Annotated in this window: 18 protein-coding genes; 8 read left to right on the top strand and 10 right to left on the bottom strand. The window is 37.9% G+C overall.

Features of this window, described 5'->3' with window-relative positions:
• Nucleotides 1-294 precede the first annotated feature (294 nt).
• A complete protein-coding gene (locus ACODST_RS13130) occupies nucleotides 295-1044 on the top strand; it encodes a 4-hydroxy-tetrahydrodipicolinate reductase (RefSeq protein WP_488932566.1) in 750 nt (249 codons plus the stop codon).
• Nucleotides 1045-1348: 304 nt separating this feature from the next.
• Here ACODST_RS13130 and ACODST_RS13125 read toward each other — a convergent pair whose 3' ends face one another.
• From ACODST_RS13125 to ACODST_RS13110, 4 genes are all read right to left on the bottom strand, one after another.
• Nucleotides 1349-2812: a sulfatase family protein gene (locus ACODST_RS13125; RefSeq protein WP_488932565.1), complete on the bottom strand. Its 1464-nt coding sequence runs from the start codon at nucleotides 2810-2812 to the stop codon at nucleotides 1349-1351.
• 185 nt (nucleotides 2813-2997) lie between these two features.
• The gene (locus ACODST_RS13120) at nucleotides 2998-3744 is read right to left on the bottom strand and encodes a succinate dehydrogenase/fumarate reductase iron-sulfur subunit (RefSeq protein WP_488932564.1); all 747 of its coding nucleotides are present in this window, start codon (nucleotides 3742-3744) and stop codon (nucleotides 2998-3000) included.
• A gap of 66 nt (nucleotides 3745-3810) precedes the next feature.
• Nucleotides 3811-5721: a fumarate reductase/succinate dehydrogenase flavoprotein subunit gene (locus ACODST_RS13115; RefSeq protein ID WP_488932563.1), complete on the bottom strand. Its 1911-nt coding sequence runs from the start codon at nucleotides 5719-5721 to the stop codon at nucleotides 3811-3813.
• 258 nt (nucleotides 5722-5979) lie between these two features.
• Nucleotides 5980-6351, bottom strand: a complete 372-nt coding sequence (locus tag ACODST_RS13110) for a winged helix-turn-helix transcriptional regulator (protein WP_488932562.1) — start codon at nucleotides 6349-6351, stop codon at nucleotides 5980-5982.
• A 107-nt stretch (nucleotides 6352-6458) separates the two neighbouring features.
• Here ACODST_RS13110 and ACODST_RS13105 point away from each other — a divergent pair, with 107 nt between their 5' ends.
• Nucleotides 6459-7070, top strand: coding sequence for an FMN-dependent NADH-azoreductase (locus ACODST_RS13105; RefSeq protein ID WP_488932561.1), 612 nt, complete (start codon nucleotides 6459-6461; stop codon nucleotides 7068-7070).
• 102 nt (nucleotides 7071-7172) lie between these two features.
• On the opposite strand, the gene ACODST_RS13100 is transcribed toward ACODST_RS13105, so the two are convergent.
• Both ACODST_RS13100 and ACODST_RS13095 read right to left on the bottom strand, forming a co-directional pair.
• On the bottom strand, nucleotides 7173-7898 hold the full coding sequence (locus tag ACODST_RS13100) for a hypothetical protein (protein WP_488932560.1): 726 nt from the start codon (nucleotides 7896-7898) through the stop codon (nucleotides 7173-7175).
• 96 nt (nucleotides 7899-7994) lie between these two features.
• Entirely contained in the window at nucleotides 7995-9275 is a 1281-nt protein-coding gene (locus ACODST_RS13095) for an acetyl-CoA C-acetyltransferase (protein WP_488932559.1), read from the bottom strand.
• 219 nt (nucleotides 9276-9494) lie between these two features.
• Here ACODST_RS13095 and ACODST_RS13090 point away from each other — a divergent pair, with 219 nt between their 5' ends.
• On the top strand, nucleotides 9495-11897 hold the full coding sequence (locus ACODST_RS13090; RefSeq protein ID WP_488932558.1) for a TonB-dependent siderophore receptor: 2403 nt from the start codon (nucleotides 9495-9497) through the stop codon (nucleotides 11895-11897).
• A gap of 308 nt (nucleotides 11898-12205) precedes the next feature.
• Here ACODST_RS13090 and ACODST_RS13085 read toward each other — a convergent pair whose 3' ends face one another.
• Nucleotides 12206-13228 carry an LLM class flavin-dependent oxidoreductase gene (locus ACODST_RS13085; protein ID WP_488932706.1) on the bottom strand — a complete coding sequence of 341 codons (1023 nt, stop codon included), beginning with the start codon at nucleotides 13226-13228 and terminating at the stop codon, nucleotides 12206-12208.
• Nucleotides 13229-13359: 131 nt separating this feature from the next.
• Here ACODST_RS13085 and ACODST_RS13080 point away from each other — a divergent pair, with 131 nt between their 5' ends.
• The 3 genes from ACODST_RS13080 (at nucleotide 13360) to ACODST_RS13070 (ending at nucleotide 16093) form a co-directional block, all read left to right on the top strand.
• The gene (locus ACODST_RS13080; RefSeq protein ID WP_488932557.1) at nucleotides 13360-13752 is read left to right on the top strand and encodes a hypothetical protein; all 393 of its coding nucleotides are present in this window, start codon (nucleotides 13360-13362) and stop codon (nucleotides 13750-13752) included.
• A 60-nt stretch (nucleotides 13753-13812) separates the two neighbouring features.
• Entirely contained in the window at nucleotides 13813-15228 is a 1416-nt protein-coding gene (locus ACODST_RS13075; protein ID WP_488932556.1) for an aminotransferase-like domain-containing protein, read from the top strand.
• 79 nt (nucleotides 15229-15307) lie between these two features.
• Nucleotides 15308-16093: a PhzF family phenazine biosynthesis protein gene (locus ACODST_RS13070; RefSeq protein ID WP_488932555.1), complete on the top strand. Its 786-nt coding sequence runs from the start codon at nucleotides 15308-15310 to the stop codon at nucleotides 16091-16093.
• On the opposite strand, the gene ACODST_RS13065 is transcribed toward ACODST_RS13070, so the two are convergent.
• Nucleotides 16090-16497: a DUF1634 domain-containing protein gene (locus ACODST_RS13065; RefSeq protein ID WP_488932554.1), complete on the bottom strand. Its 408-nt coding sequence runs from the start codon at nucleotides 16495-16497 to the stop codon at nucleotides 16090-16092. The genes ACODST_RS13070 and ACODST_RS13065 overlap by 4 nt on opposite strands.
• Nucleotides 16484-17320, bottom strand: a complete 837-nt coding sequence (locus ACODST_RS13060; protein ID WP_488932553.1) for a sulfite exporter TauE/SafE family protein — start codon at nucleotides 17318-17320, stop codon at nucleotides 16484-16486. Before ACODST_RS13060 ends, ACODST_RS13065 begins: the two co-directional genes overlap by 14 nt.
• A gap of 211 nt (nucleotides 17321-17531) precedes the next feature.
• On the opposite strand from ACODST_RS13060, the gene ACODST_RS13055 reads away from it, so the two are divergent.
• Both ACODST_RS13055 and ACODST_RS13050 read left to right on the top strand, forming a co-directional pair.
• Nucleotides 17532-19457: a tetratricopeptide repeat protein gene (locus ACODST_RS13055; protein ID WP_488932552.1), complete on the top strand. Its 1926-nt coding sequence runs from the start codon at nucleotides 17532-17534 to the stop codon at nucleotides 19455-19457.
• An 88-nt stretch (nucleotides 19458-19545) separates the two neighbouring features.
• Nucleotides 19546-19938, top strand: a complete 393-nt coding sequence (locus tag ACODST_RS13050) for a hypothetical protein (protein ID WP_488932551.1) — start codon at nucleotides 19546-19548, stop codon at nucleotides 19936-19938.
• A gap of 94 nt (nucleotides 19939-20032) precedes the next feature.
• On the opposite strand, the gene ACODST_RS13045 is transcribed toward ACODST_RS13050, so the two are convergent.
• The gene (locus tag ACODST_RS13045; protein WP_488932550.1) at nucleotides 20033-20467 is read right to left on the bottom strand and encodes a DoxX family membrane protein; all 435 of its coding nucleotides are present in this window, start codon (nucleotides 20465-20467) and stop codon (nucleotides 20033-20035) included.
• Nucleotides 20468-20913: the final 446 nt, after the last annotated feature.

The raw sequence follows: 20913 nt of genomic DNA, 5'->3' as shown, positions 1-20913 counted from the left end.
AAAAACAGTTTCAAAACCGGCCGTAAATATTTAGCTGCAATTTCTGTAAAAATAAAGCGGAAAGAGAAGAACGTTTTTTTATCTGAAAAATTTAATTAGCAAATAAAATCCTGTTAACAAGACTTTGATTTGTTATATAACGAAGTTTTTTGTAGTTCGACTGTTATATTTTTTCTATTTTTATACTATTAGGGTATTTGTTAAGCCATTTTTTTAGCAATTTCTTCAATTGTATCTGCTTTTAACAATACCAATTCTGCTAACGGGTTTTTTACCCAAATAAAACAATATTATATGAAAATAGGATTAATCGGATTTGGAAAGACTGGAAAATCAGTAGCCTCAATACTACTGGAAAATCAAAAATTCTCACTCGAATGGGTTTTAAGACAAAGCAAGGTTTTAGAACACAGATCGGTTCCTGAGTTTTTTGGCGTGGAGTCAGAAGAACCCGGATTAATTTATTCAAGTGCCAATACTTCTGTAGAGGAATTACTCGAAAAACATCCTGTTGATGCTATTATCGATTTTTCTTCGAGTGAAGGAATCTATACCTATGGTGAAACGGCAGCCGAGAAGAAAGTAAAAATCATCTCTGCGATTTCCCACTATAAAGAAAAAGAACTGAAACTGCTGCAAAAACTGGCGCATAAAACAACAGTTTTCTGGTCACCTAACATCACTCTTGGAGTGAATTATTTACTGTTTGCGGCTAAGTTTTTAAAGAAAATTGCACCCTGGGTAGATATAGAAGTTAACGAGGAACATTTTAAGAAAAAGGAAGGAACCTCAGGAACTGCGATTAAAATTGCCGAAGCGCTGGACATTGAAAAAGAAAATATCAATTCAGTGAGAGCCGGCGGAATTGTGGGGAAACACGAAGTAATCTTTGGTTTTCCATATCAGACCGTTCGTTTGATTCACGAATCTATTTCAAGAGAAGCTTTTGGAAACGGAGTTATTTTTGTGGCTGAAAACCTGAAAGACAAACAAAAGGGATTATACAATTTTGAAGATATTCTGACGCCTTATTTTGCGGTTTAGTTTTTTTGTAAAGGTGCAAAGTTACAAAGGTGTAAAGGTGCAAAGGTTTTTAATATTGATTGAATATAGTATTTGTCATTTCAATAAACGAGGCCTGTTCGAAGCAAATAAACGAAGTAAATTTTCGTGAGTTACCCTGCAGCGAGACTCTGATTTTATCTGTTTTTTTTAGAAATTTATTCAGCCAGTTAACGAGTGCCGGGGTTTCTTTTATAGAAATAATATAAAACAAAAAAAAAAAGCAAAGCCCGATTCTTATCTGAATCGGGCTTTGTATTTTCAAAGCTGGTAATTCATAAAAAAATCATTTTACGATAGCAGGATTTCTGACATTCTTTCCTGTTCTGTTCGTAAGATCATCTCCTAAATCTTCTCTTGCGGTTTCGGCTATTTTTTGAATCTGCTGTACTATTTCAGGATACAATTCCTGTACATCACGCATTTCGCCCGGATCATGTGCCAGGTCGTATAAGGCCATAGGAACTTCGGCAGCTGCACCTTTTCCTCTGTAACCGTCTTTTCCCGGCAGGTTTTTATTGTAAGTAGTGCCTTTGTGAGGAAAAACCAGTTTCCAGTGTTTATACCGAATTGCCTCAAGGTTACTGGTTCCCGGACCAAAATAATAATAAAAGGTATCTCTTGGGCCTTTGTTGGTTTCTCCTTTGAGCAGCGGCAGAAAGTTTAGACCGTCTATTTTATTTTCAGGTAATGAACCTCCGGTTATCGCCATAATAGTGGGCAGCAGGTCCATATTCGTTAAAAGTGAACCATTTACGGTACCTCCGTCTATTTTACCCGGCCATCGGATTAAAAACGGAACTCTCGTACCGCCTTCCCAGCTGGTTGATTTCCCTTCTCTGAAACCACCCGAAGAACCGGCATTATCACCAAATACCAGCCAGGGTCCGTTGTCGCTTGTAATGATTAAAACGGTGTTTTTGGCAAGATTTTCACTGTCCAGTGTTTTTATTATTTCGCCAATTGACCAGTCCAGTTCGGTAATCACATCACCAAAAAGACCAAGTTCACTTTTTCCCTTAAATTGATCCGAAACTGCCAGAGGTGCGTGAGGCAGGGGATGGGTAAGGTATAAAAAGAATGGTTCTTTTTTATTTTTTTTGATAAAACCAATTGCTTTTTCAGTAAAAAGAGTGGTGAGTTTCGAAGCTTCTTTAATGTTTCGGATGGTATCAATAATAGTGGTATTGCTGATTAACGGAAGAGGAGGGAAGCCAGAACGCATATCTTTTGGATCCGTAACCAGTGAATAGCCATCATAATCCACCGGCCATACATCATGCGAATACGGAATCCCGAAAAATTCATCAAAACCATAGTTAGTCGGCCAGTACGGCATTTCATTTCCTAAATGCCATTTACCGTAATTGGCGGTTTTATAACCTGACTTCTTTAAAAGAGAAGCGATAGTAGCTTCCTTTGGGTTTAAAGCGTGTTTGGCACCCGGAAGCAGTACTCCTGACATTCCGATTCGGTTAGGATAACAGCCTGTAAGCAAAGCTGCCCTCGACGCAGTACAGATAGCCTGACCTGCATTAAAATTAGTCAGACGCATTCCTTCCTGCGCTACCTGATTAAAATGCGGTGTCGGGATTCCGGTCATACCATAAGGTTCAGTATCACCGTAACCCATATCATCCATATTGATAATGACAATATTAGGTTTAGTGTTTTGTTTTTTAGTCTGGGAAATGAGGGTACTGCCTGCTAATGGCAGCCATAAGAGCAGGAGCGTTAGACTTTTTCTCATGATAAATGTGGTACTTTATTTAGATAGTTACCTGCAAATATAATTCGCAGAAACCAAAAGTATTTCTCATTAGAAAACTCTTTTGTTATAAATTAAGTAAAAACGAAGAATAATAAATTTCGCTGCAGCTTTAGGATTAATTTTTGTTCTGAACAGGTATTCTGTTCGTAGTTCTAAAGAAAAGCTTATTTCCTTAAAAGTACCGCTTTGGTATATTCGTAATTCATTTTGGCAATAGAAAGTACCGAAATTCCCTGAGGGCATTCTATCTCACAGGCACGGGTATCAGAGCAGTTCCCAAAACCTTCGGCATCCATTTGTTTTACCATAGAAAGGGCTCTTTTAGAAGCTTCTATTTTTCCCTGAGGCAGCAGTGCCAAATGGGTTATTTTGGCTCCGGTAAACAAAGCGGCGCTGGCATTTTTACAGCTGGCCACACAGGCACCACAGCCAATACAGGCCGCAGCATCAAAAGAAGCTTCGGCAGTTTCATACGAAATAGGAATACTGTTGGCCTCCGGGGCCTGTCCGGTTGAAGCGCCTATAAAACCTCCCGAAGCGATGATGGCATCAAAAGCTTTCCGGTCTATTTTTAAATCTCTTAGTACCGGAAAAGCTTTTGCCCTGAAAGGTTCAATATAGATCGTTTCTCCGTCTTTAAAACTTCGCATATGCAGCTGGCAGGTAGTAGTATTTTTTAAAGGTCCGTGTGCCCTGCCGTTAATCATGACACCACATTGTCCGCAGATTCCTTCACGGCAGTCGTGGTCAAATTCGATAACACGTTCTTTTTTCTGAAGTAATGATTCATTCAAAAGATCCAGCATTTCCAGAAACGACATCTGTTCAGAAACACCGTCTATTTCATAATCTACCATTTCTCCTTTAGAAGAAGTATCCAACTGACGCCATATTTTTAGAAAGAGTTTCATACGTTTTAGGTTTATGGTTTATGATGCGGGAGATTTAGTTTTAAGTTTCATTTTGCAATTCACATTTTACTTATAACTTCTCACGGTAAGTTCAACCGATTCGAAAACCAGCGGTTCTTTGTGCAATTGCGGCGGCTGGTCTTTTCCTTTCCATTCCCAGGCTGAAACATAGCAGAATTCATCGTCGTTACGAACAGCTTCACCATCGGCCGTCTGGTATTCTTCCCTGAAATGGGCGCCGCAGGATTCTTCGCGCTGCAGGGCATCATGGCACATTAATTCGGCCAGTTCCAGATAATCGGCAACCCGGCCCGCTTTTTCGAGTTCGCTGTTTAATGCGGCATCACCTGTAATTAACAGCTCATTTTCAAAGGAATCTTTTAGATTTTTGATGCCTTCTATGGCTTCTTCGAGACTTTTTTTACTTCTGGAAAGACCGCATTTCTCATATAGCAGCCTGCCAATGGTTTTATGAAAATAATCGGCACTTAATGTTCCTTTACTATTTAGGAATTTGTCCAGCTGTGATCTGACGGCTTTTTCGGCTTCTTCAAATGCAGGATGGCTGATGCTGGCTTTGGGATTGTTTAATTCGCCTGCGAGATAATTCGGAATAGTGTAAGGCGCTATGAAATAACCGTCAACACAAGCCTGAAGCAGCGAATTAGCTCCAAGACGATTGGCTCCGTGATCTGAAAAATTAGCCTCTCCCAAAGCAAATAACCCCGGAATGGTCGTCATTAATTCGTAATCGACCCAGAGTCCGCCCATAGTAAAATGAGCCGATGGTGAAATAAGCATAGGTTCCTTATAAGCATTGATTCCGGTAATCTTTTCATACATGGCAAAAAGGTTACTGTATTTGGCTTCAATTTTATCTTTTCCTTGGGCTTTTATAGCATCGGAGAAATCCAGATAAATGGCATTTTTCATGGGACCGACACCATGTCCGGCATCGATTCGTTCTTTGGCAGCCCGTGAAGAAATATCTCTGGGAGCCAGGTTTCCAAAAGAAGGATAACGACGCTCTAAGTAATAATCACGTTCTTCTTCGGGGATTGAATTGGGACCGCGTTTATCATCAGCTGATTTGGGAACCCAGATTCGGCCGTCGTTCCGTAATGATTCTGACATTAAAGTAAGTTTAGATTGATTGGCACCGTGCTGCGGCAGCGAAGTAGGGTGGAACTGAATCCAGCTGACTCCGGCCATAAAAGCTCCTTTTTTATGTGCCCGCCAGATGGCTGAACTGTTGCAGCCCATAGCGAGTGTAGAAAGATAATACACTTTTCCGTAACCTCCGGTGGCCAGTACAACGGCATCGGCGGCATAACGTTCAATAGCTCCGGTTTCAAGGTTTCGGGCTATAATTCCTTTTGCTTTACCATCGATAACAACAAGTTCCAGCATTTCGTGTCGGGTATAAAGCTGTATTTTTCCCAGTGAAACCTGTCTCATTAAGGCCTGATAAGCTCCAAGCAAAAGCTGCTGTCCTGTTTGTCCGCGTGCGTAAAATGTTCTGGAAACCTGAACACCGCCAAAAGACCTGTTATTTAAATAACCCGCATATTCCCTGGCAAAAGGAACGCCCTGGGCTACAGCATGATCAATAAGGGCGGCAGAACATTCGGCCAGTCGGTAAACATTGGCTTCACGGGACCTGAAATCACCGCCTTTTATGGTATCATAAAACATTCTGTAAACACTGTCGCCGTCATTTTTATAATTTTTGGCAGCATTGACTCCGCCCTGAGCAGCAACGGAATGAGCTCTTCTGGCAGAATCCTGAAAACAGAATGACTGAATAGTATATCCTTGTTCGGCCAGGGAAGCCGCACAGGAAGCTCCTGCAAGTCCCGTACCCACTACTATAATGTTAAGTTTTTTGCGGTTAGCCGGATTTACCAGTTTTGCTTTTGCTTTATAGGTATGCCATTTTTCCTCAAGAGGTCCTTTGGGTATTTTTGATTCCATCATTTTTAGGTTTTAAAATGAATTCATGCAAAAGTTCGATAAGAAACCTAAATTTAATATAAAATATTGATATTGAGCTTTTTTTACAGATATATTTGAAGGAAAATATATATAAACTGTATTGTGCAGTACTTAAAATTTTGATAAGTCTGATGCTTCTTTCTGATGGAAATAATGGGAATTAAAAATTGCTAAGCCAGCAGTTTCAGCAGGCTTGTGCTAAAGAAAAGGAATAGTTTAGGTCTTAACGCAGTTAAAAACTTACTTACCAATGATTTCTTTACGATGTAAAGTGCCCCATTCATTTAATGCGCTAATGACATTGTATAAGGTATGACTATGTTCTGTTCTGGCATATTCAACAGTTGGCGGGAAGGTATCATAAACCGTTCTGGTAACTAATTTGTTTATTTCCAGATCTTTCAACTCTTTAGAAAGCATTTTATCGGTAATTCCGTTTATATCTTTAGAAATTTCCTTAAATCGTTTTGGCCTGTTAGATAAAGCGATTAAAATTGGGAGTTTCCATCTGCCGTTTAAAACTTCCAAAGCATCTCTTACCGGTAATAATGCAGCGAGACATTCCTCTGGCTGACAGTCCATTTCTTTTGTTAGTTCATTTTTTGTTTTCATGCCTGTAACGTTACTATCCTCAAGTATAGCGCTATCCTTGAGGATAGTACTATAAAATGTATAGCAAATGTAAATAAGTTTGTGTCGTAAAACAAATAATAGAAATTATGAGCCAGAAAATTTTAAAGATAATTACCAGTACCAACGGAGAGAATTCTTTCAGCAATCAGTTATCCAGTGCGGTTATAGATAAATTAGTGAAAGCAGATCCGGATACGCAGGTACAGACTCTTGATCTTACTAAAACACCTCTGCCGTATTTAACGGGTTCGCATATTGGTGCGGTTTACACGCCTATAGAAGCCCATACAGCAGAACAGACTGAAGTTTTAAAATATTCAGACGAAGCTATAAAAACGTTATTGGAATCAGATGTCATTGTTATTGGTGTTCCGTTATACAATTTTGGGATCCCGGCGGTTTTAAAAGGATGGATCGATCAGGTAGCAAGAGCGGGAAAAACATTTAGTTATGCCGACGGAAGTCCCAAAGGGCTGGTAACGGATAAAAAGGTATATCTGTCGATAGCGTCAGGTGCTATATTCTCTGAAGGGCCCTACAAAAGCTATGATTTTTCAGAATCTTATTTAAGAGCTGTTTTAGGATTTTTAGGAATGACAGATGTTACGACCTTTCGCGTTGAAGGAACCGCCATTCCGGATTTTGCAGCAAACGCATTGCCAAAAGCTTTGTCTTCTGTTGAAGAATTTGCTTTTTAAGAGGGTATTTACGCATTTTTATTAGTTAAACCCGACAGGTTTTAGAAACCTGTCGGGTTTACTTTTGAGATTGATAATGGAACAGTCTATGTAAGAATATAGTTAAAAAACAGCTCTTTGATCAATATGTTCTTCTCTATTAAATTGCTTTTTAGAGATTTGATCTAAAATTTCTGTAAAAGTCACTTCCATTTTTAAAACCATAGGTTCAGCATCATGAAATAATGAATATACGGCTAAATTTTTATCGACAGCTAAATAATTTTCATACTCAAAATCGTAAAAAGTATAAAAAGTTTCTCCGAAATAATTAATCTCCTCTACTTGATTGTAATCAAGTTTTTGTTTGATATCAATGGGTAAATTATCATAAAAATTATCAATTTCTGCAGGAGGAAATTCAAAAGTAACTGCAATGACATTTGTTCCTTTAATAGTAGATAAGTCAAACTCTTGTAGTTTATAATTAGAATGACTGATTTTTATTGCCCAGATTAAATTGTCCCAAAGCAGGATTTCAATTTCTTCAAATCGTTTATTTACTTTAGAAAATATTCTAAGTCCTGAAATCTTAATATTCCTGCCTCTCTTTTTATACTTAAAGTAATTTTCTCCCGGGTAAAGAATTTCTATATACTTAAAATCCGGATGCAGATCCCAGTTTTTAAATCCGCAGAAATTATTGTCTTCAGCCTGTATTTTTACATCCGAAAAATCGTTTGGAAGTTTTTTTATTATAGCAGAAAAAAGTTTTTGCTGTTCTTTTAAAATAAAGGCTGGTTTACGATGTGGGAAAATAAAGGATATCGTTTTTGCTATGAAATTCATCTCTTATTAGGGTTGGATTATAGGAGGACATTTTATTTTTTTGTCTAACCCGACAGGTTTCTAAAACCTGTCGGGTTTAATTTTAAAGCTGATAAATTATTTTTCAATTATCATAGTAACTCCTTGTCCGCCAGCAGCGCAAATTGAAATAAATCCTCTTCCGGAACCTTTTTCGTTTAATAATTTTGCCATCACCCCAATTATTCTTCCGCCTGTTGCGGCAAAAGGATGTGCTGCAGCCAGACTGCTTCCTTTTACATTTAATTTTTCTCGATCAATTGCGCCAAGGGCTTTTTTCAGGCCTAATTCGGCACTCAGTTCCGGGCTCTCCCAAATTTTCAGAGTCGCCAGAACCTGAGCAGCAAACGCCTCGTGAATTTCATAATAATCAAAATCCTGAAGATTTAAACCTGCTTTTTCAAGCATTCTGCTGGCGGCAAATAAAGGAGCCAGTAAGAGGTTCTGCTGGTTTTTGACATATTCTATAGCGGCTATTTCGGCAAACGTGATATAAGCCAGAATGGGAAGTCCCCGTTCTTTTGCCCATTCTTCGCTTGCCAGAAGTATGCAGGAGGCACCATCGGTAAGGGGAGTAGAGTTTCCGGCCGTTAATGTTCCGTTTACTTTATCAAAAGCCGGATTGAGTTTAGCCAGTTTTTCGATAGTACTGTCTTTTCTTAAATTATTATCCTTATCCAGTCCGTTAAAAGGTGTGATCATATCTTCAAAGAAACCTTCGTCATAGGCTTTGGCCATTTTTAAATGACTTGTAAGGGCCAGATTGTCCTGATCTTCTCTTGCTATTTTATAATATTTGGCCGTTATCTCAGTATGGCCGCCCATCGAAAGTCCTGTTTGTGTTTCTTCGTTTCTGGGAACCAGGGGAGAAAGATCTTTGGGACGCAGTTTCAAAAACAATTTTATTTTTTCTCCTAATGATTTTGCTTTACGGGCTTTCAGTAAAGTCTTTCTCAGTTTTTCACTAACGGCAATCGGCATGTCACTGATCGAATCGACACCTCCGGCAATTCCGGATTCAATTTGTCCCAAAGCAATTTTATTAGCAATATAAATGGCACTTTCTATTCCGGTATCGCAGGCCTGCTGCAGATCACAGGCAGGTGTAGCGGGATCGAGTGCCGTTTTCATAACACACTCCCTGATCATATTCATATCATAAGAATGTTTGATCACAGCACCTCCGGCCACTTCACCTAATAGTTCCCCCTGCAGTTTGTTTTTCTCTATTAGTCCGTTAAGGGCTGCGGTCATCATTTCCTGATTGCTTACATCGGCGTAAGCGGTATTGGCCCGGGCAAAAGGAATTCGGTTATAACCTACAATAGCTACTTTTCTTGTGGTATTAGAAGTGTTCATAATTCGATTTGTTTTTGGATGAAAGTTTGTTTTTAAGGATTAAAGATAAGCAGACTTGTTCAATTAGCTGCATTTTTGTAAGAGTATATACAGGTTTAAGTGTAAATATATCACTAATTAGTGTTATTTATTTATATTTATTTAGAATGATTTAAAATAATTTGGAAAACAAATTATTAGCCATTACTTTTGCCAAACAAAACTTAAAATTTTATTAAAATGAGCATAAATATCATTAAGAAAGTTTGTTTTTTGATGTTCCTTTTGACTTCTTTGAATGCAATGAGTCAGGAATTGGGGAGAATAAACGGAAAAGTTACTTTAAGCGGTAATCAGCCGGCAGAAGGAGTATCTGTGGCACTTAAAGGAACAAGATATTCTGCTGTTACGAATGAAAACGGACAGTACGAAATTAGAAATGTTAAGCCAGGCACTTACACTATTAGCGTTCATTCAGTTGGGATCCAGCCGGTTGAAAACACTGTAGTAGTAACTGCAAGGCAGACTGCCCTGAAAAACTTTTCACTTTCTGAAAGCCAGGAAGATCTTGATGAAGTTGTTATTACAAAAAATAAATACAAACAGGACAAACCTTCGTTGTCATTACGTCTTCAGACTCCTGTACTTGAAATTCCGCAAAACGTTCAGATCATAAGCGGTCAGACTTTAAAAGATCAGCAGATTACAAGTATGAGCGACGGAGTTATTCGTAATGTGAGTGGAGCTGTACGTTTGGAACACTGGGGAGACCTGTATACCAATATTACAATGAGAGGTTCTCAGGTTCAGGCATTCCGTAACGGTTTCAACGTAGTGTCTTCTTACTGGGGACCATTAACAGAAGATATGAGTTTTGTAGATCATATCGAGTTTGTAAAAGGACCGGCAGGATTTATGCTTTCCAGCGGTGACCCAAGCGGATTGTACAATGTGGTGACTAAAAAACCAACCGGAGTTACAAAAGGAGAAGTAAGTGCTTTGGTAGGAAGCTACGATTTCTACAGAGTAAGTTTAGATCTTGACGGGAAGTTAGATAAAAAAGGAAAGTTATTATACCGTTTTAACGGAGCTGCCCAAAAGAAAGGTTCATTCCGTCCGTATGAACACAATGACCGCTATGTAATTGCGCCGGTGATTTCATACCAGTTTGATGACAAAACAAAAATGACATTTGAATACAACTTTCAATATGCAAATATGACAGAGGTTGGTTCTTATTATGTGTTTGGACCAAAAGCAGGCGGGTATGCTACTATGCCGCGTGATTTTACTATGACAGCGCCAGGCTTGCCAGATACAAATATCCAGGATCACAGCGGTTATTTACAATTTGAACACAAATTTGATGACAACTGGAAATTAACAGCACAAACCTCTTATTTTAAATATATTCAGCAAGGTTACAGTTCATGGCCATCGGCTGTAGGACCATCACCGACTGCAAATGGAGATATTGCAAACGGAGAAATTATCAGAAATGTGGGCATCTGGGATGCAGATAGTAATATGTTTCTGGGACAGATTTTCGTAAATGGTAAATTTAATACCGGAGCGGTGAGCCATAAAGTTTTAGGAGGAATAGATTTGGGGGATAAAGATTATGCCGCAGACTGGGGACAATCTCATGATCTTGATACTGCTGATAATCCTTTTAATATTTATAATCCAAATTATGGAACACCATCAAACGGTTTCCCGCAATTTGATCACGAGACTCCGCTGAGCCAAAGAGCAGGAGGACTTTATGGTACACAATATGCAGCAGGTTACATCCAGGATGAACTTGGGTTTTTTAATAACAGATTAAGATTAACTCTTGCAGCAAGATATACATGGATTAGTCAGACTAGCAGCTATCTGACAGAACCAAATGAGGATAGCCATGTAACGCCGCGTGTAGGATTAAGTTATTCTGTTACTGACGATTTTGCGGTTTACGGATTATACGATCAGGCTTTTACACCTCAATCAGGAGTTGTTACAAATGGTAAGTTGAGACCGTTAACTGGTAACAATTTAGAGTTTGGTGTCAAAAAAGACTGGTTTGATGGTTCATGGAATACCAGTTTATCAGCTTATAGAATTGTAAAGCAAAATGAATTAACATCAGATCCAAATAGTACTCCTCAAAAACCATTATCTATGATTTTGGGAGAAAAAAGAGCCCAGGGTATCGAATTTGACGTAAGAGGAAAAATAGTTGACGGACTTAATCTTATAGCAAATTATGCCTTTACTGAATCTGTTGTAACCGAATCTAATGTAAGTGGTATTAATGTAGGTGATATTGTTCCGGGATATGCCAAACATACAGCAAATGCATGGTTAAATTATACGGTTCAATCTGGTAAAGTAAAAGGATTAGGCGCTTCTATAGGAGGAACTTTCCTTGACGGACGTCAGACGGATACTTGGGGAGAAGGTCTTGAGAGACTGCCTACTTACTTTAAGCTGGATGGAGGTTTATCTTATGAAATAGGAAAGGTAAAAGTTACGGCAAATGTATTTAATATCTTAGATAAATACCTATACAGTGGTTCTTACTACGAGTGGCTGCAGGCTTATTACTGGCAGGCCGAAGCAGGAAGAAACTTTAGAGTGGGTGTGACTTACAAGTTCTAAGGGCTTGGTTTAGCTGAAAAATTACAAATTACACAAAAAAGCATCTGACGATTATGTTGGATGCTTTTTTTTTAAGGTGCTAAGGTTCTGAGATGCTGAGGTTCTACGGTTTTAGGTTCAAAGGTTTTTTGAATTGCCTCCAGTTTTAACTGGAGGTTATGAATTAAGATTAAAAAAAAGGCTTTAGTCAAACATCTGTAGTTTGGCTAAAGCCTTTTTTGACTTTTGCTATATTTTTCATCCAGCTAAAGCTGGACGCTATTCATAAAAAAAAAATCTTTTAATCTGTGCAATCTGTGGCAAAAGAACTATCCTTTTCTAATCAGCGGAATCAGTTTTGTTCCAATTAATTCTATAGCACTCATTAGTTGTTTGTGTGTCAGCCCGGCATTATCCATTTGAAATGTAAATCGGTCAATACCTCCAAGTGCTTCACTGTGGCGAAGGATTTTCTCTGCAGCTCTTTCAGGGCTTCCAACAATTAGAACTCCTAAATCATCAATTAATCCGTCAAATTTGCCTTTTGTAACCGGAGGCCAGCCGCGTTCATAACCTAATTTGGTCCATAATTCGGCATAACCCGGATAATATTCTTCGATTGCTTTTTCGGTAGTATCAGAAACGTAACCCGGGGAGTGTAGTCCCACTTTTAATTCGTGCGGTTTAAAACCTGCCGCTTCACCTGCCTGACGATACAAATCGATTAAAGGTCTGAAACGATGAGTTTGTCCGCCAATCACAGCCACCATTAACGGTAAACCAAGAGAACCGGCTCTAATAAAAGATTCCGGTGTTCCGCCGACTCCCAGCCAGACTGGCATTTTTTCCTGTAAAGCTCTCGGATAAACTGGAAGATCATTTAGTTCCGGGCGAAATTTCCCTTTCCAGGTTACAAATTCATTATCCCTGATTTGCAAAAGCAATTGTAATTTTTCTTTAAAAAGAGCATCATAATCTTTCAGATCATAACCAAAAAGCGGATAAGCTTCAATGGCAGAACCGCGGCCCACTACCATTTCAGCTCTTCCTTTCGAAATCAGATCCAGAGTAGCAAAACTTTGATAGACCCTTACCGGATCGGCAGCACTCAAAACCGTTACGGCACTTGCGAGTCTTATATTTTTGGTTCTGGCTGCGGCTGCACTCAGAATAACGGCTGTAGCCGAATCTAAAAACTCTTTTTTATGGTGTTCTCCGATTCCGAAAACATTCAGACCTGCCTGATCTGCAGACTCAATTCTCTGCAGGAGCTGTTCCATGGCATCAACACTGCTTAAGGTGTTGTTATCGCCGTACATTGCCGAAGCAAAACTGTCAATTCCTATTTCTATCATAATAGTAAAGATATTAAATTTTACTAAAAGGCAATTTGAAAAACTGTATCCTGTATTTGTTTCATTTTTGTATCTGTACCTGTTTTGTTTTCCGTTTTAAATTTGTTGATAATTAAATACTTTTAGCAATGGATACCACAAAAACAACAGACCTGCAATTTGATTCCGTTAGTTTATCTTCTCTAAAATCAGTTGTCAATATATATCAGAATAAGATAAAGAAACGCACCAGTCCAACTGCTGTACCAATGTCATTTATGAATGATTTTGGTCTTCCTTTAAGTGTTGCTTTATTTGAAAACAAAGTCGTTGGTTATGCTTTTATTATCACAAACAGTGAGGGAAAACCCGAAATTAATTCATACTGGGAAAAGGATTTTTTTACGGTAGAAGCGGAAGAGAATTTGAAAAAACATGCACAAAACAGCTGTGATTCTTTGTTTCCGGATTTGGTTACACGTTCTGCTCAAATTAAAAAATCTGCTCAAAAAATAAGTAACTGGCTATTAATGTGTAATTAAAAGAAGGGGTTACAGATTAAATAATTGTAAATTTACCGGATACAGATAAAAATCAGGGATATGGCTAAGGAAATTTTATACCAGAAAATTGCAGCTATCATTGAAGAACAGATATTTTCTGAAACTTTAAAAATAGGAGACAAACTGCCTTCTATCAGGGCTTTGCAAAAACTGCACAATGTAAGTCTGAACACCGTCAAACAATCTTTTCTGGAACTGGAAAGCAAATCCTTAATAGAATCCCGGCCAAAATCCGGTTTTTATGTCAGTAAAACTTCCAACAGGAAGCTTTCTATTCCTTCGATGAATATTTTAAAAATATCAGAGAAACAGGCAGCGCCCGAAGATTTGATTACTAAAGTATTTGAGAGTCTCGATGATAAAAGTATTACCCGCTTTTCATTGGGAGTTCCGGATAAAAGCCTGCTGCCTGTTGCCAAACTCAACAAAGGAATTATAAAGGCAGTGCATCATTTAGAAGAAACGGCTTCGGGTTATGGTCCGGTTCAGGGAAATGCAAACCTGAGGCGTAACATTGCCAAATGGTCGATTATTTTAGAAGGAAAGCTCTCTGAAGATGATTTTGTGATTACTTCGGGCGCTATGAATGCTATTTACAATTGTTTGATGGCGGTAACCAAAAGAGGGGATACGATTGCCATTGAAAGCCCTGTATATTTTGGTATCATTCAGGTTGCCCAGACTCTGGGGCTTTCGATTATAGAACTGCCTACTCATCCTGTCACCGGTGTCGATTTAGACGCTTTAAAAAAAGTCATCCATAAAATTGATGTTTGTTGTTTTATGAGCAATTTCAGTAATCCGCTCGGAAGTTTGATGCCGGATGAAAATAAAATGGAGCTGGTAAAACTGCTTACTTATCATAATATTCCTTTAATAGAAGATGATTTGTACGGTAATTTGTTCTTTGGAACAGCCAGACCCAAGCCCTGTAAGTATTTTGATGAAGCCGGTATTGTAATGTGGTGCGGTTCTGTTTCCAAAACACTGGCTCCCGGATATCGGGTAGGCTGGGTGGCTCCGGGAAAATTCAAAAATAAAATTATCCGGCAGAAAATGGTGGAGACGATCTCTACACCTTTGTTATTTCAGGAAGTAATTGCCGATTTTCTGGAACACGGAAGATACGATCATCATTTAAGAAATTTTCGAAGCACGCTGTACACGAATGCTCTTCATTTTCAGCGTACGATTGAAGATTTTTTTCCGGAAAATACTAAAATTTCTCAGCCCCAGGGAGGAACCTTTCTCTGGCTGGAACTGGACAAGAGAATTGATACCGCAGTTTTATACGATACGGCCATAAAACAGCGAATAGGTTTTGCGCCCGGAAGAATGTTCACGCATCATAACCAGTACAACAATTGCCTGCGCCTGAATTTTGCTTTGGAATGGAAACCAAAAGTTGAAGCTGATTTAAAACGGTTAGGGCTGCTGATTAAAAATGCTGTTTAAACTGTATCCGTTAAAAAGTAAATTATTGTATCTGTGATCTAATAGTATTCCGATCTAAATTTGTAAAAAAATTAGAATTATGACACTTTCGATATATCAGGTTGATGCTTTTGCAGAAGAAGTTTTTAAAGGAAATCCGGCAGCCGTCTGTCCGCTGAAGGAGTGGATTCCGGACGCACTTTTACAAAAAATTGCTTCGGAGAATAATTTATCAGAAACCGCTTTTTATGTACCAAAAGGCGATCAGTTTGAAATAAGATGGTTTACTCCGGCTGCAGAAGTAGATTTGTGCGGACACGCCACTCTGGCGGCAGCTTTTGTTTTGTTTACACAAGAAGGATTTACCAAAAACAGAATTGAATTTTATTCTCCAAGGAGCGGTAATTTATCGGTTGCAGCTGAGGGAGATCATTTTGTTTTAGATTTTCCGGCGGATCATTATGAGGAAATACAATTAACAGAATCATTTTTATCTTTAACCAACAGAACACCAATTGCGGTTTACAAAGGTAAAACGGATTATATGCTTGTTTTTGATAAAGAAGAAGAGGTACGGGATCTGAAACCCAATTTATTATTGATAAACCAAATGGAAGCAAGGGGTATCATCGTTACGGCAAAAGGAAACGATTACGATTTTGTTTCCCGTTTTTTTGCGCCGGCAGTGGGAGTAAATGAAGATCCGGTATGCGGATCAGCACATACCACTCTTACACCTTTCTGGTCGGCACAATTGAATAAAAGTACGCTGAAGGCTTTTCAGCTTTCAGAAAGAACCGGAAGTTTACACTGTACTTTATGGAATGACAGGGTGAAACTATCCGGTAAAGCGGTTTTATACTTAAAGGGTGAAATTTTTATTTAATGTGAAAACCCAAATGAAATACTCGTTATGATAATCAGAATAACGATTAAGGTAATCACAACATACAGGTAATCTTTTTCCAGAAGAAAAGAAAACAGGGAAAGCAAAACCCTGAATACCGGGGTCAGGAACAATAAAATGATGCCTGAGAAAATTAAATACTGCCCGTTTCCGGAAGCGGTGCCTTTTAAAACGGTTGAAATAACTTCGAATATATTCCGGTCGTTTTCTTTAAAAACAGAATAGTCTTCGATTTCGTTTCCATGATGCATTAAATATACGATACCGCCAATAAAAGCAACCGACAATGAAATCCAGACTCCGTATCGCAATAAATTACCAATGATTGTCTGAAAATCTTTTTCACTAAATTTTTCGTGCTGCATAACTTTAGATTTTTCCATTAATTCCGTTATAAATCATATTAAGTGCCAGTACAAAAATCAGGCAGGCAAAAAAGATTCTCAATTTTTTAGGATTGGTTCTCACCAGAACTTTGGCTCCCGCCATTGCACCAAATAAAACACCAATAACAACCGGCATACAAATTCCCGGTTCGATATAGCCTTTCTGAATATAAATTACAGAACTCGCCATGGCTGTAACGCCCATCATAAAATTGCTGGTTGTGGTAGAAACCTTAAACGGAATTCTCATAATATTGTCCATCGCAATTACTTTAAAAGCACCTGAACCAATCCCCAGTAAACCTGACATCATTCCGGCAATTCCCATCATACTGAAACCGCCAATTACATTTTTGGTCCCGTAACTTACAACCTGTCCGTCATGTGTTGGGTAAGTACCTTCCAGTTTTAATTTTTTAGCCAGCGGACTTGATTCCAGAACAATATGTTCTTCCTTTTTTCGAAGTGAGTTAACAGCCGAGAAAATTAAGGTAAGCCCGAATAGAACCGCAATAAATGAAGTAGGAGCGATGGTTGAAAGCAAAGCACCGCAAACGGCCCCGATGGTGGTGGCAATTTCAAGAAAAATCCCAAGGCGCATATTGGTAATCCCTTCTTTTACATAAGCCGCAGCCGAGCCCGAAGAAGTAGCAATAACCGAAACCAGAGCAGCACCAATAGCATAATGAATGTCGACACCAAGAATAATAGTTAGAAGCGGGATAATAATAATACCTCCGCCAAGACCCGATAATGAACCAATAAAACCGGCTAAACAAGCCCCAAGAAGCATTATAAGGGTAAAAGTAAGTACTGTCATTAAGATAAATTTTGTTCGATGCTAATTTACGAATACATATTTGTTCGAAACAGGATTACGACCTTAAATATACCTTAAAAATTTTTTATGATCAGTTTGGAGTGCTTTGCGATTAAATTTCAAAAATTAGTACAAGAAAATCACTATTTATAATGACATCCCGCCTTTGTCGAACTTCTACATTTGGCTTTTCAATTTAACAGAAAAACAAATGATGAAAAATTATCGTTCGTATCAAAAAGCAGAACCTGTTTATTTTAGCGGTGAAATCTTTTTTCCTGTGGGATTAGTGTTCGCTGCTTCTGTTATTACTTACGGACTGCTTTATGTTTTTGGCTGGGGCACTGCTTTATTATTTAATATTGTGACAGCCTGGTGCGGGTATTTTTACATCTATTATTACGGGAAATCAAGTTCAAAAATTACGTTCGAATTTGTACTGGGAGTTATCTTAATTCTCATTCTGTTGTTATTTACCGATTATGGAGTGTATGCCTTGGTAACGTATCAGAAAACGGGAATATTCAAAGGATTGTATTTTGGGATCTGGCTGCTGCTTTTATTGGGAACTCCCATTGTCTATTATGTGCATTATTTCGGATCTCATTATTATACAAAAGTCCGTCTGGCCGATACGTATTTCAAAACGTCCTTAAGTATATATCACGACAGGGAACTTTTAACCTGTATAGATTCTGTTAGTTTTATTAATTCCTCTAAATATTTAGTTTCCGATATAAAAATAGAAAACGACAGCTGTTTTTATTCAGATAAGGAATTGGCAGAAATGGACGTTTCTTCTAAATATTATCATTTACAGAAGTCCGTTTTTTCGGGTCTGGTTCATATTCCTTTTGGTGCAGATCGTTTTATAATGTCCTGGTATTCTATAGTGGAAGACCAATATTTTAGTGTGGATACCGCTTTTCCTTTTGAAAAATTAGAACTGGAAGAAGAGAAATATCCATTGAATGAATCCAAAAAAGTAAGGGGAAAGAAATCAAAACGCATGTACCTCCATATTTACCAGAACGGAGGCTTTGTATTATATAATGATGACTCAGTTTTACTGGACTTCCCAACGTCTGATATAGTTGAAATCAGTCAGGCGGATAAAGAAGAAAAAATAATAACAAACAGGTTTAATCATAAATATTATAATAACACAGAACGTTTTTCAGAACTTTTAGAACGTATTAGAAAATCGAATGGCATACAGGAACGTTTTCTTCTTAAAGAGAAACAGGCTGTCTGGAATTTAAATTTTTCAGGACTGGATCAGCGTCATTATCTGGAAGTAACCGATGCCTGTTTTAAAAGCTGCAAAATAGAAAAAGAAGCTATTGCTGAACCTGTGCTGCGTCATCTGCCTAAAAGTATCACTTTTGTTTTCAGGGGATCTTATTTGTTTTCGTGGATGACACTGCATATCGATATACAGCAGTTAAACCGTTGTATGGAAGAACTTTTAAATGAGAATCCGGAAAATCAGATTACTTTTTCACTGGATTTTAAAAATCCGGATACTAAAGATTTGGTTTTTACAATTGCAGCCGGAAACAGAAAAGAAATATTTAGCGGCTGGGAAATCGCCTTCAATGAGAACCGTAAAAAAGAAATGAAGGAAGAACAGCACGAAAAACAAGAAGATGATACCAAACGAAGACTTTTAAGCGAAGCCTGGGATTTTGTTTTTAGTAAGGATTACGAATCGGCACAAAAGAAATGCAATGAAATTCTGAACCTTGATCCCAGGTACGGATTTGCGTATTTTTTAGAAGCCAGAATTTTATGGTACACTCAGGGTTTTGAAGCCTGTTACAGTAAAAGAAATTATTTTTTTGCCAAAACCGAACATGAGCCCGCCACGCTGGCACATATTTACAATAGTTTTGGCTGTATACTGGATCTTGAACTGCGATACGAAGAATCGCTGTCCTATTTTGAAAAAGCGATCGAAATAAATCCTAAAGAACCTATTTATATCTGTAATCTGGGAGAAATGTTTTATAAGTTAAAAGAACCTGCCAAAGCATTAAAAGAAGCCAGAAAAGCAAAACTTATGGGATATGAATCGGATATGCTCACAGAAATTATAACTAACAAAGGCAGAATTGATCTTATAAATCATTCCTGAAATAAAATGAAAATCACTATTTATAGTGATGTCCGGTAACGGGAGCAGAAATACATTTGCCTGTGTAATTAATAATTTAAAATTAGATATGGGACTAGCAGAAAAACGTTTAGCAGAATCAATTAAAACAGAAAAAATTCCTGCTTTTGAAGCAAAACTAAAAGAAAAAGCAGGTTACGATATTAAAGTAGATATAGACTGGAATACTTTTACAGCTTATGACCAGTATCCTTTGTCGAGACTGGATATTGTTTTTGACGATGTAGAGTCATTTGTGAAAAAGATTTGTTCTGATGATATGGGAAAAGAAGCCCTTCAGGAAAAAATGAGTACCATTCACTTAACGAATTCAGAACATAATGATGAGGTTAAAATGGAATTAAAAGACGACACTTTGTTTTTAACCGTCCAATTAGTGCAGTCGTCTTTTAGTTCCCAAACAGATTCACAAATAGCGAATTACGTAGAAGCGCTTCTATAAAACTAGGGTGTTTTAAATATTTTGGGGAAGAAGGACAGAGCAATCTGTCCTTTTTGTTTTTAGCTGAGTAAAATAGATACTGCTTTCTTAGATTTTAGATTCTGTTATCAACAGCAAAAGCCGATTTGCCAATATTAGCTAATAAAAGTGCCGCTGCAACGCTCGTCCAAACCGAATAATCAAAAGGTGCTTTTATCGAAACCGAAACGGCCATTGCAAATCCGAAAAAGAACAATAAAAAAGCAGTTCCTAAAGCGGCAATTCTGGTTTTAAATCCAAACAATAACAACAGACTAAGTACAACTTCTAAAACTGTTGCGGCTGCTCCTAAAATTTCGGCAGTAGCCTTGTTTGCATAAGGATTTAAGGTATTAGTATAAATTACAAAGTTTTCCCAATTTCCCCACGCCACGCCATTTGAGCCCGGCGCTCCCCAGATTCCAAATCGATCAGCTACAGCTGAAAGCATGGTGATGGCTAAAACTATTCTTAAAATTAAACCTGCTTCTAATAGGGTTATGTTTTTCATTCTGATTCTTAATTTTTATTTCAATTTCTTTCAGCAAATTTTATCTTAGTAAAGATAAAAATCGTCGAACTGTTTTTTAATAACGACAGAATCATCGCCAAATTGTTTAAAATAAACGGCAAAATGCATAAAAAAGGAATGTCTCAAAAAATGGCTCTTTCGAATAGATGGAATATTCATAAAGATTATTTTATCAACAAAAGCCTTGGCGGGGCAAAATATTTATAGAATATCAATGTAACAAATGACAAAAGCTCCGTAGGAGCGACCTATTTCTATAATATATGCCGCTCCTCCGGAGCTTTATTTTGTAACCGTTTATTTTCTTCTATAAATATGTTGCTTCTCTGAAGCTTTAAAAAAAAACAGCTCTTCGGATTTATATGGAAACTTATAAAGATTATTTTATCAGCAAAAGCCTTGGCGGGGCAGAATATTTATAGAAT

This window comes from Flavobacterium sp. FG19 (assembly GCF_057809475.1).
This window is presented reverse-complemented; position numbering and strand designations above follow the sequence as displayed.

What these genes read in the sequence shown, in the direction of transcription:
- ACODST_RS13080 (WP_488932557.1), top strand. Translation starts at nt 13,360, where the DNA reads ATGGATACCACAAAAACAACAGACCTGCAATTTGATTCCGTTAGTTTA.
- ACODST_RS13055 (WP_488932552.1), top strand. Translation starts at nt 17,532, where the DNA reads ATGATGAAAAATTATCGTTCGTATCAAAAAGCAGAACCTGTTTATTTT.
- ACODST_RS13065 (WP_488932554.1), bottom strand. Translation starts at nt 16,497, where the DNA reads ATGGAAAAATCTAAAGTTATGCAGCACGAAAAATTTAGTGAAAAAGAT.
- ACODST_RS13130 (WP_488932566.1), top strand. Translation starts at nt 295, where the DNA reads ATGAAAATAGGATTAATCGGATTTGGAAAGACTGGAAAATCAGTAGCC.
- ACODST_RS13090 (WP_488932558.1), top strand. Translation starts at nt 9,495, where the DNA reads ATGAGCATAAATATCATTAAGAAAGTTTGTTTTTTGATGTTCCTTTTG.
- ACODST_RS13120 (WP_488932564.1), bottom strand. Translation starts at nt 3,744, where the DNA reads ATGAAACTCTTTCTAAAAATATGGCGTCAGTTGGATACTTCTTCTAAA.
- ACODST_RS13100 (WP_488932560.1), bottom strand. Translation starts at nt 7,898, where the DNA reads ATGAATTTCATAGCAAAAACGATATCCTTTATTTTCCCACATCGTAAA.
- ACODST_RS13105 (WP_488932561.1), top strand. Translation starts at nt 6,459, where the DNA reads ATGAGCCAGAAAATTTTAAAGATAATTACCAGTACCAACGGAGAGAAT.
- ACODST_RS13070 (WP_488932555.1), top strand. Translation starts at nt 15,308, where the DNA reads ATGACACTTTCGATATATCAGGTTGATGCTTTTGCAGAAGAAGTTTTT.
- ACODST_RS13115 (WP_488932563.1), bottom strand. Translation starts at nt 5,721, where the DNA reads ATGATGGAATCAAAAATACCCAAAGGACCTCTTGAGGAAAAATGGCAT.
- ACODST_RS13125 (WP_488932565.1), bottom strand. Translation starts at nt 2,812, where the DNA reads ATGAGAAAAAGTCTAACGCTCCTGCTCTTATGGCTGCCATTAGCAGGC.
- ACODST_RS13050 (WP_488932551.1), top strand. Translation starts at nt 19,546, where the DNA reads ATGGGACTAGCAGAAAAACGTTTAGCAGAATCAATTAAAACAGAAAAA.
- ACODST_RS13075 (WP_488932556.1), top strand. Translation starts at nt 13,813, where the DNA reads ATGGCTAAGGAAATTTTATACCAGAAAATTGCAGCTATCATTGAAGAA.
- ACODST_RS13060 (WP_488932553.1), bottom strand. Translation starts at nt 17,320, where the DNA reads ATGACAGTACTTACTTTTACCCTTATAATGCTTCTTGGGGCTTGTTTA.
- ACODST_RS13110 (WP_488932562.1), bottom strand. Translation starts at nt 6,351, where the DNA reads ATGAAAACAAAAAATGAACTAACAAAAGAAATGGACTGTCAGCCAGAG.
- ACODST_RS13045 (WP_488932550.1), bottom strand. Translation starts at nt 20,467, where the DNA reads ATGAAAAACATAACCCTATTAGAAGCAGGTTTAATTTTAAGAATAGTT.
- ACODST_RS13095 (WP_488932559.1), bottom strand. Translation starts at nt 9,275, where the DNA reads ATGAACACTTCTAATACCACAAGAAAAGTAGCTATTGTAGGTTATAAC.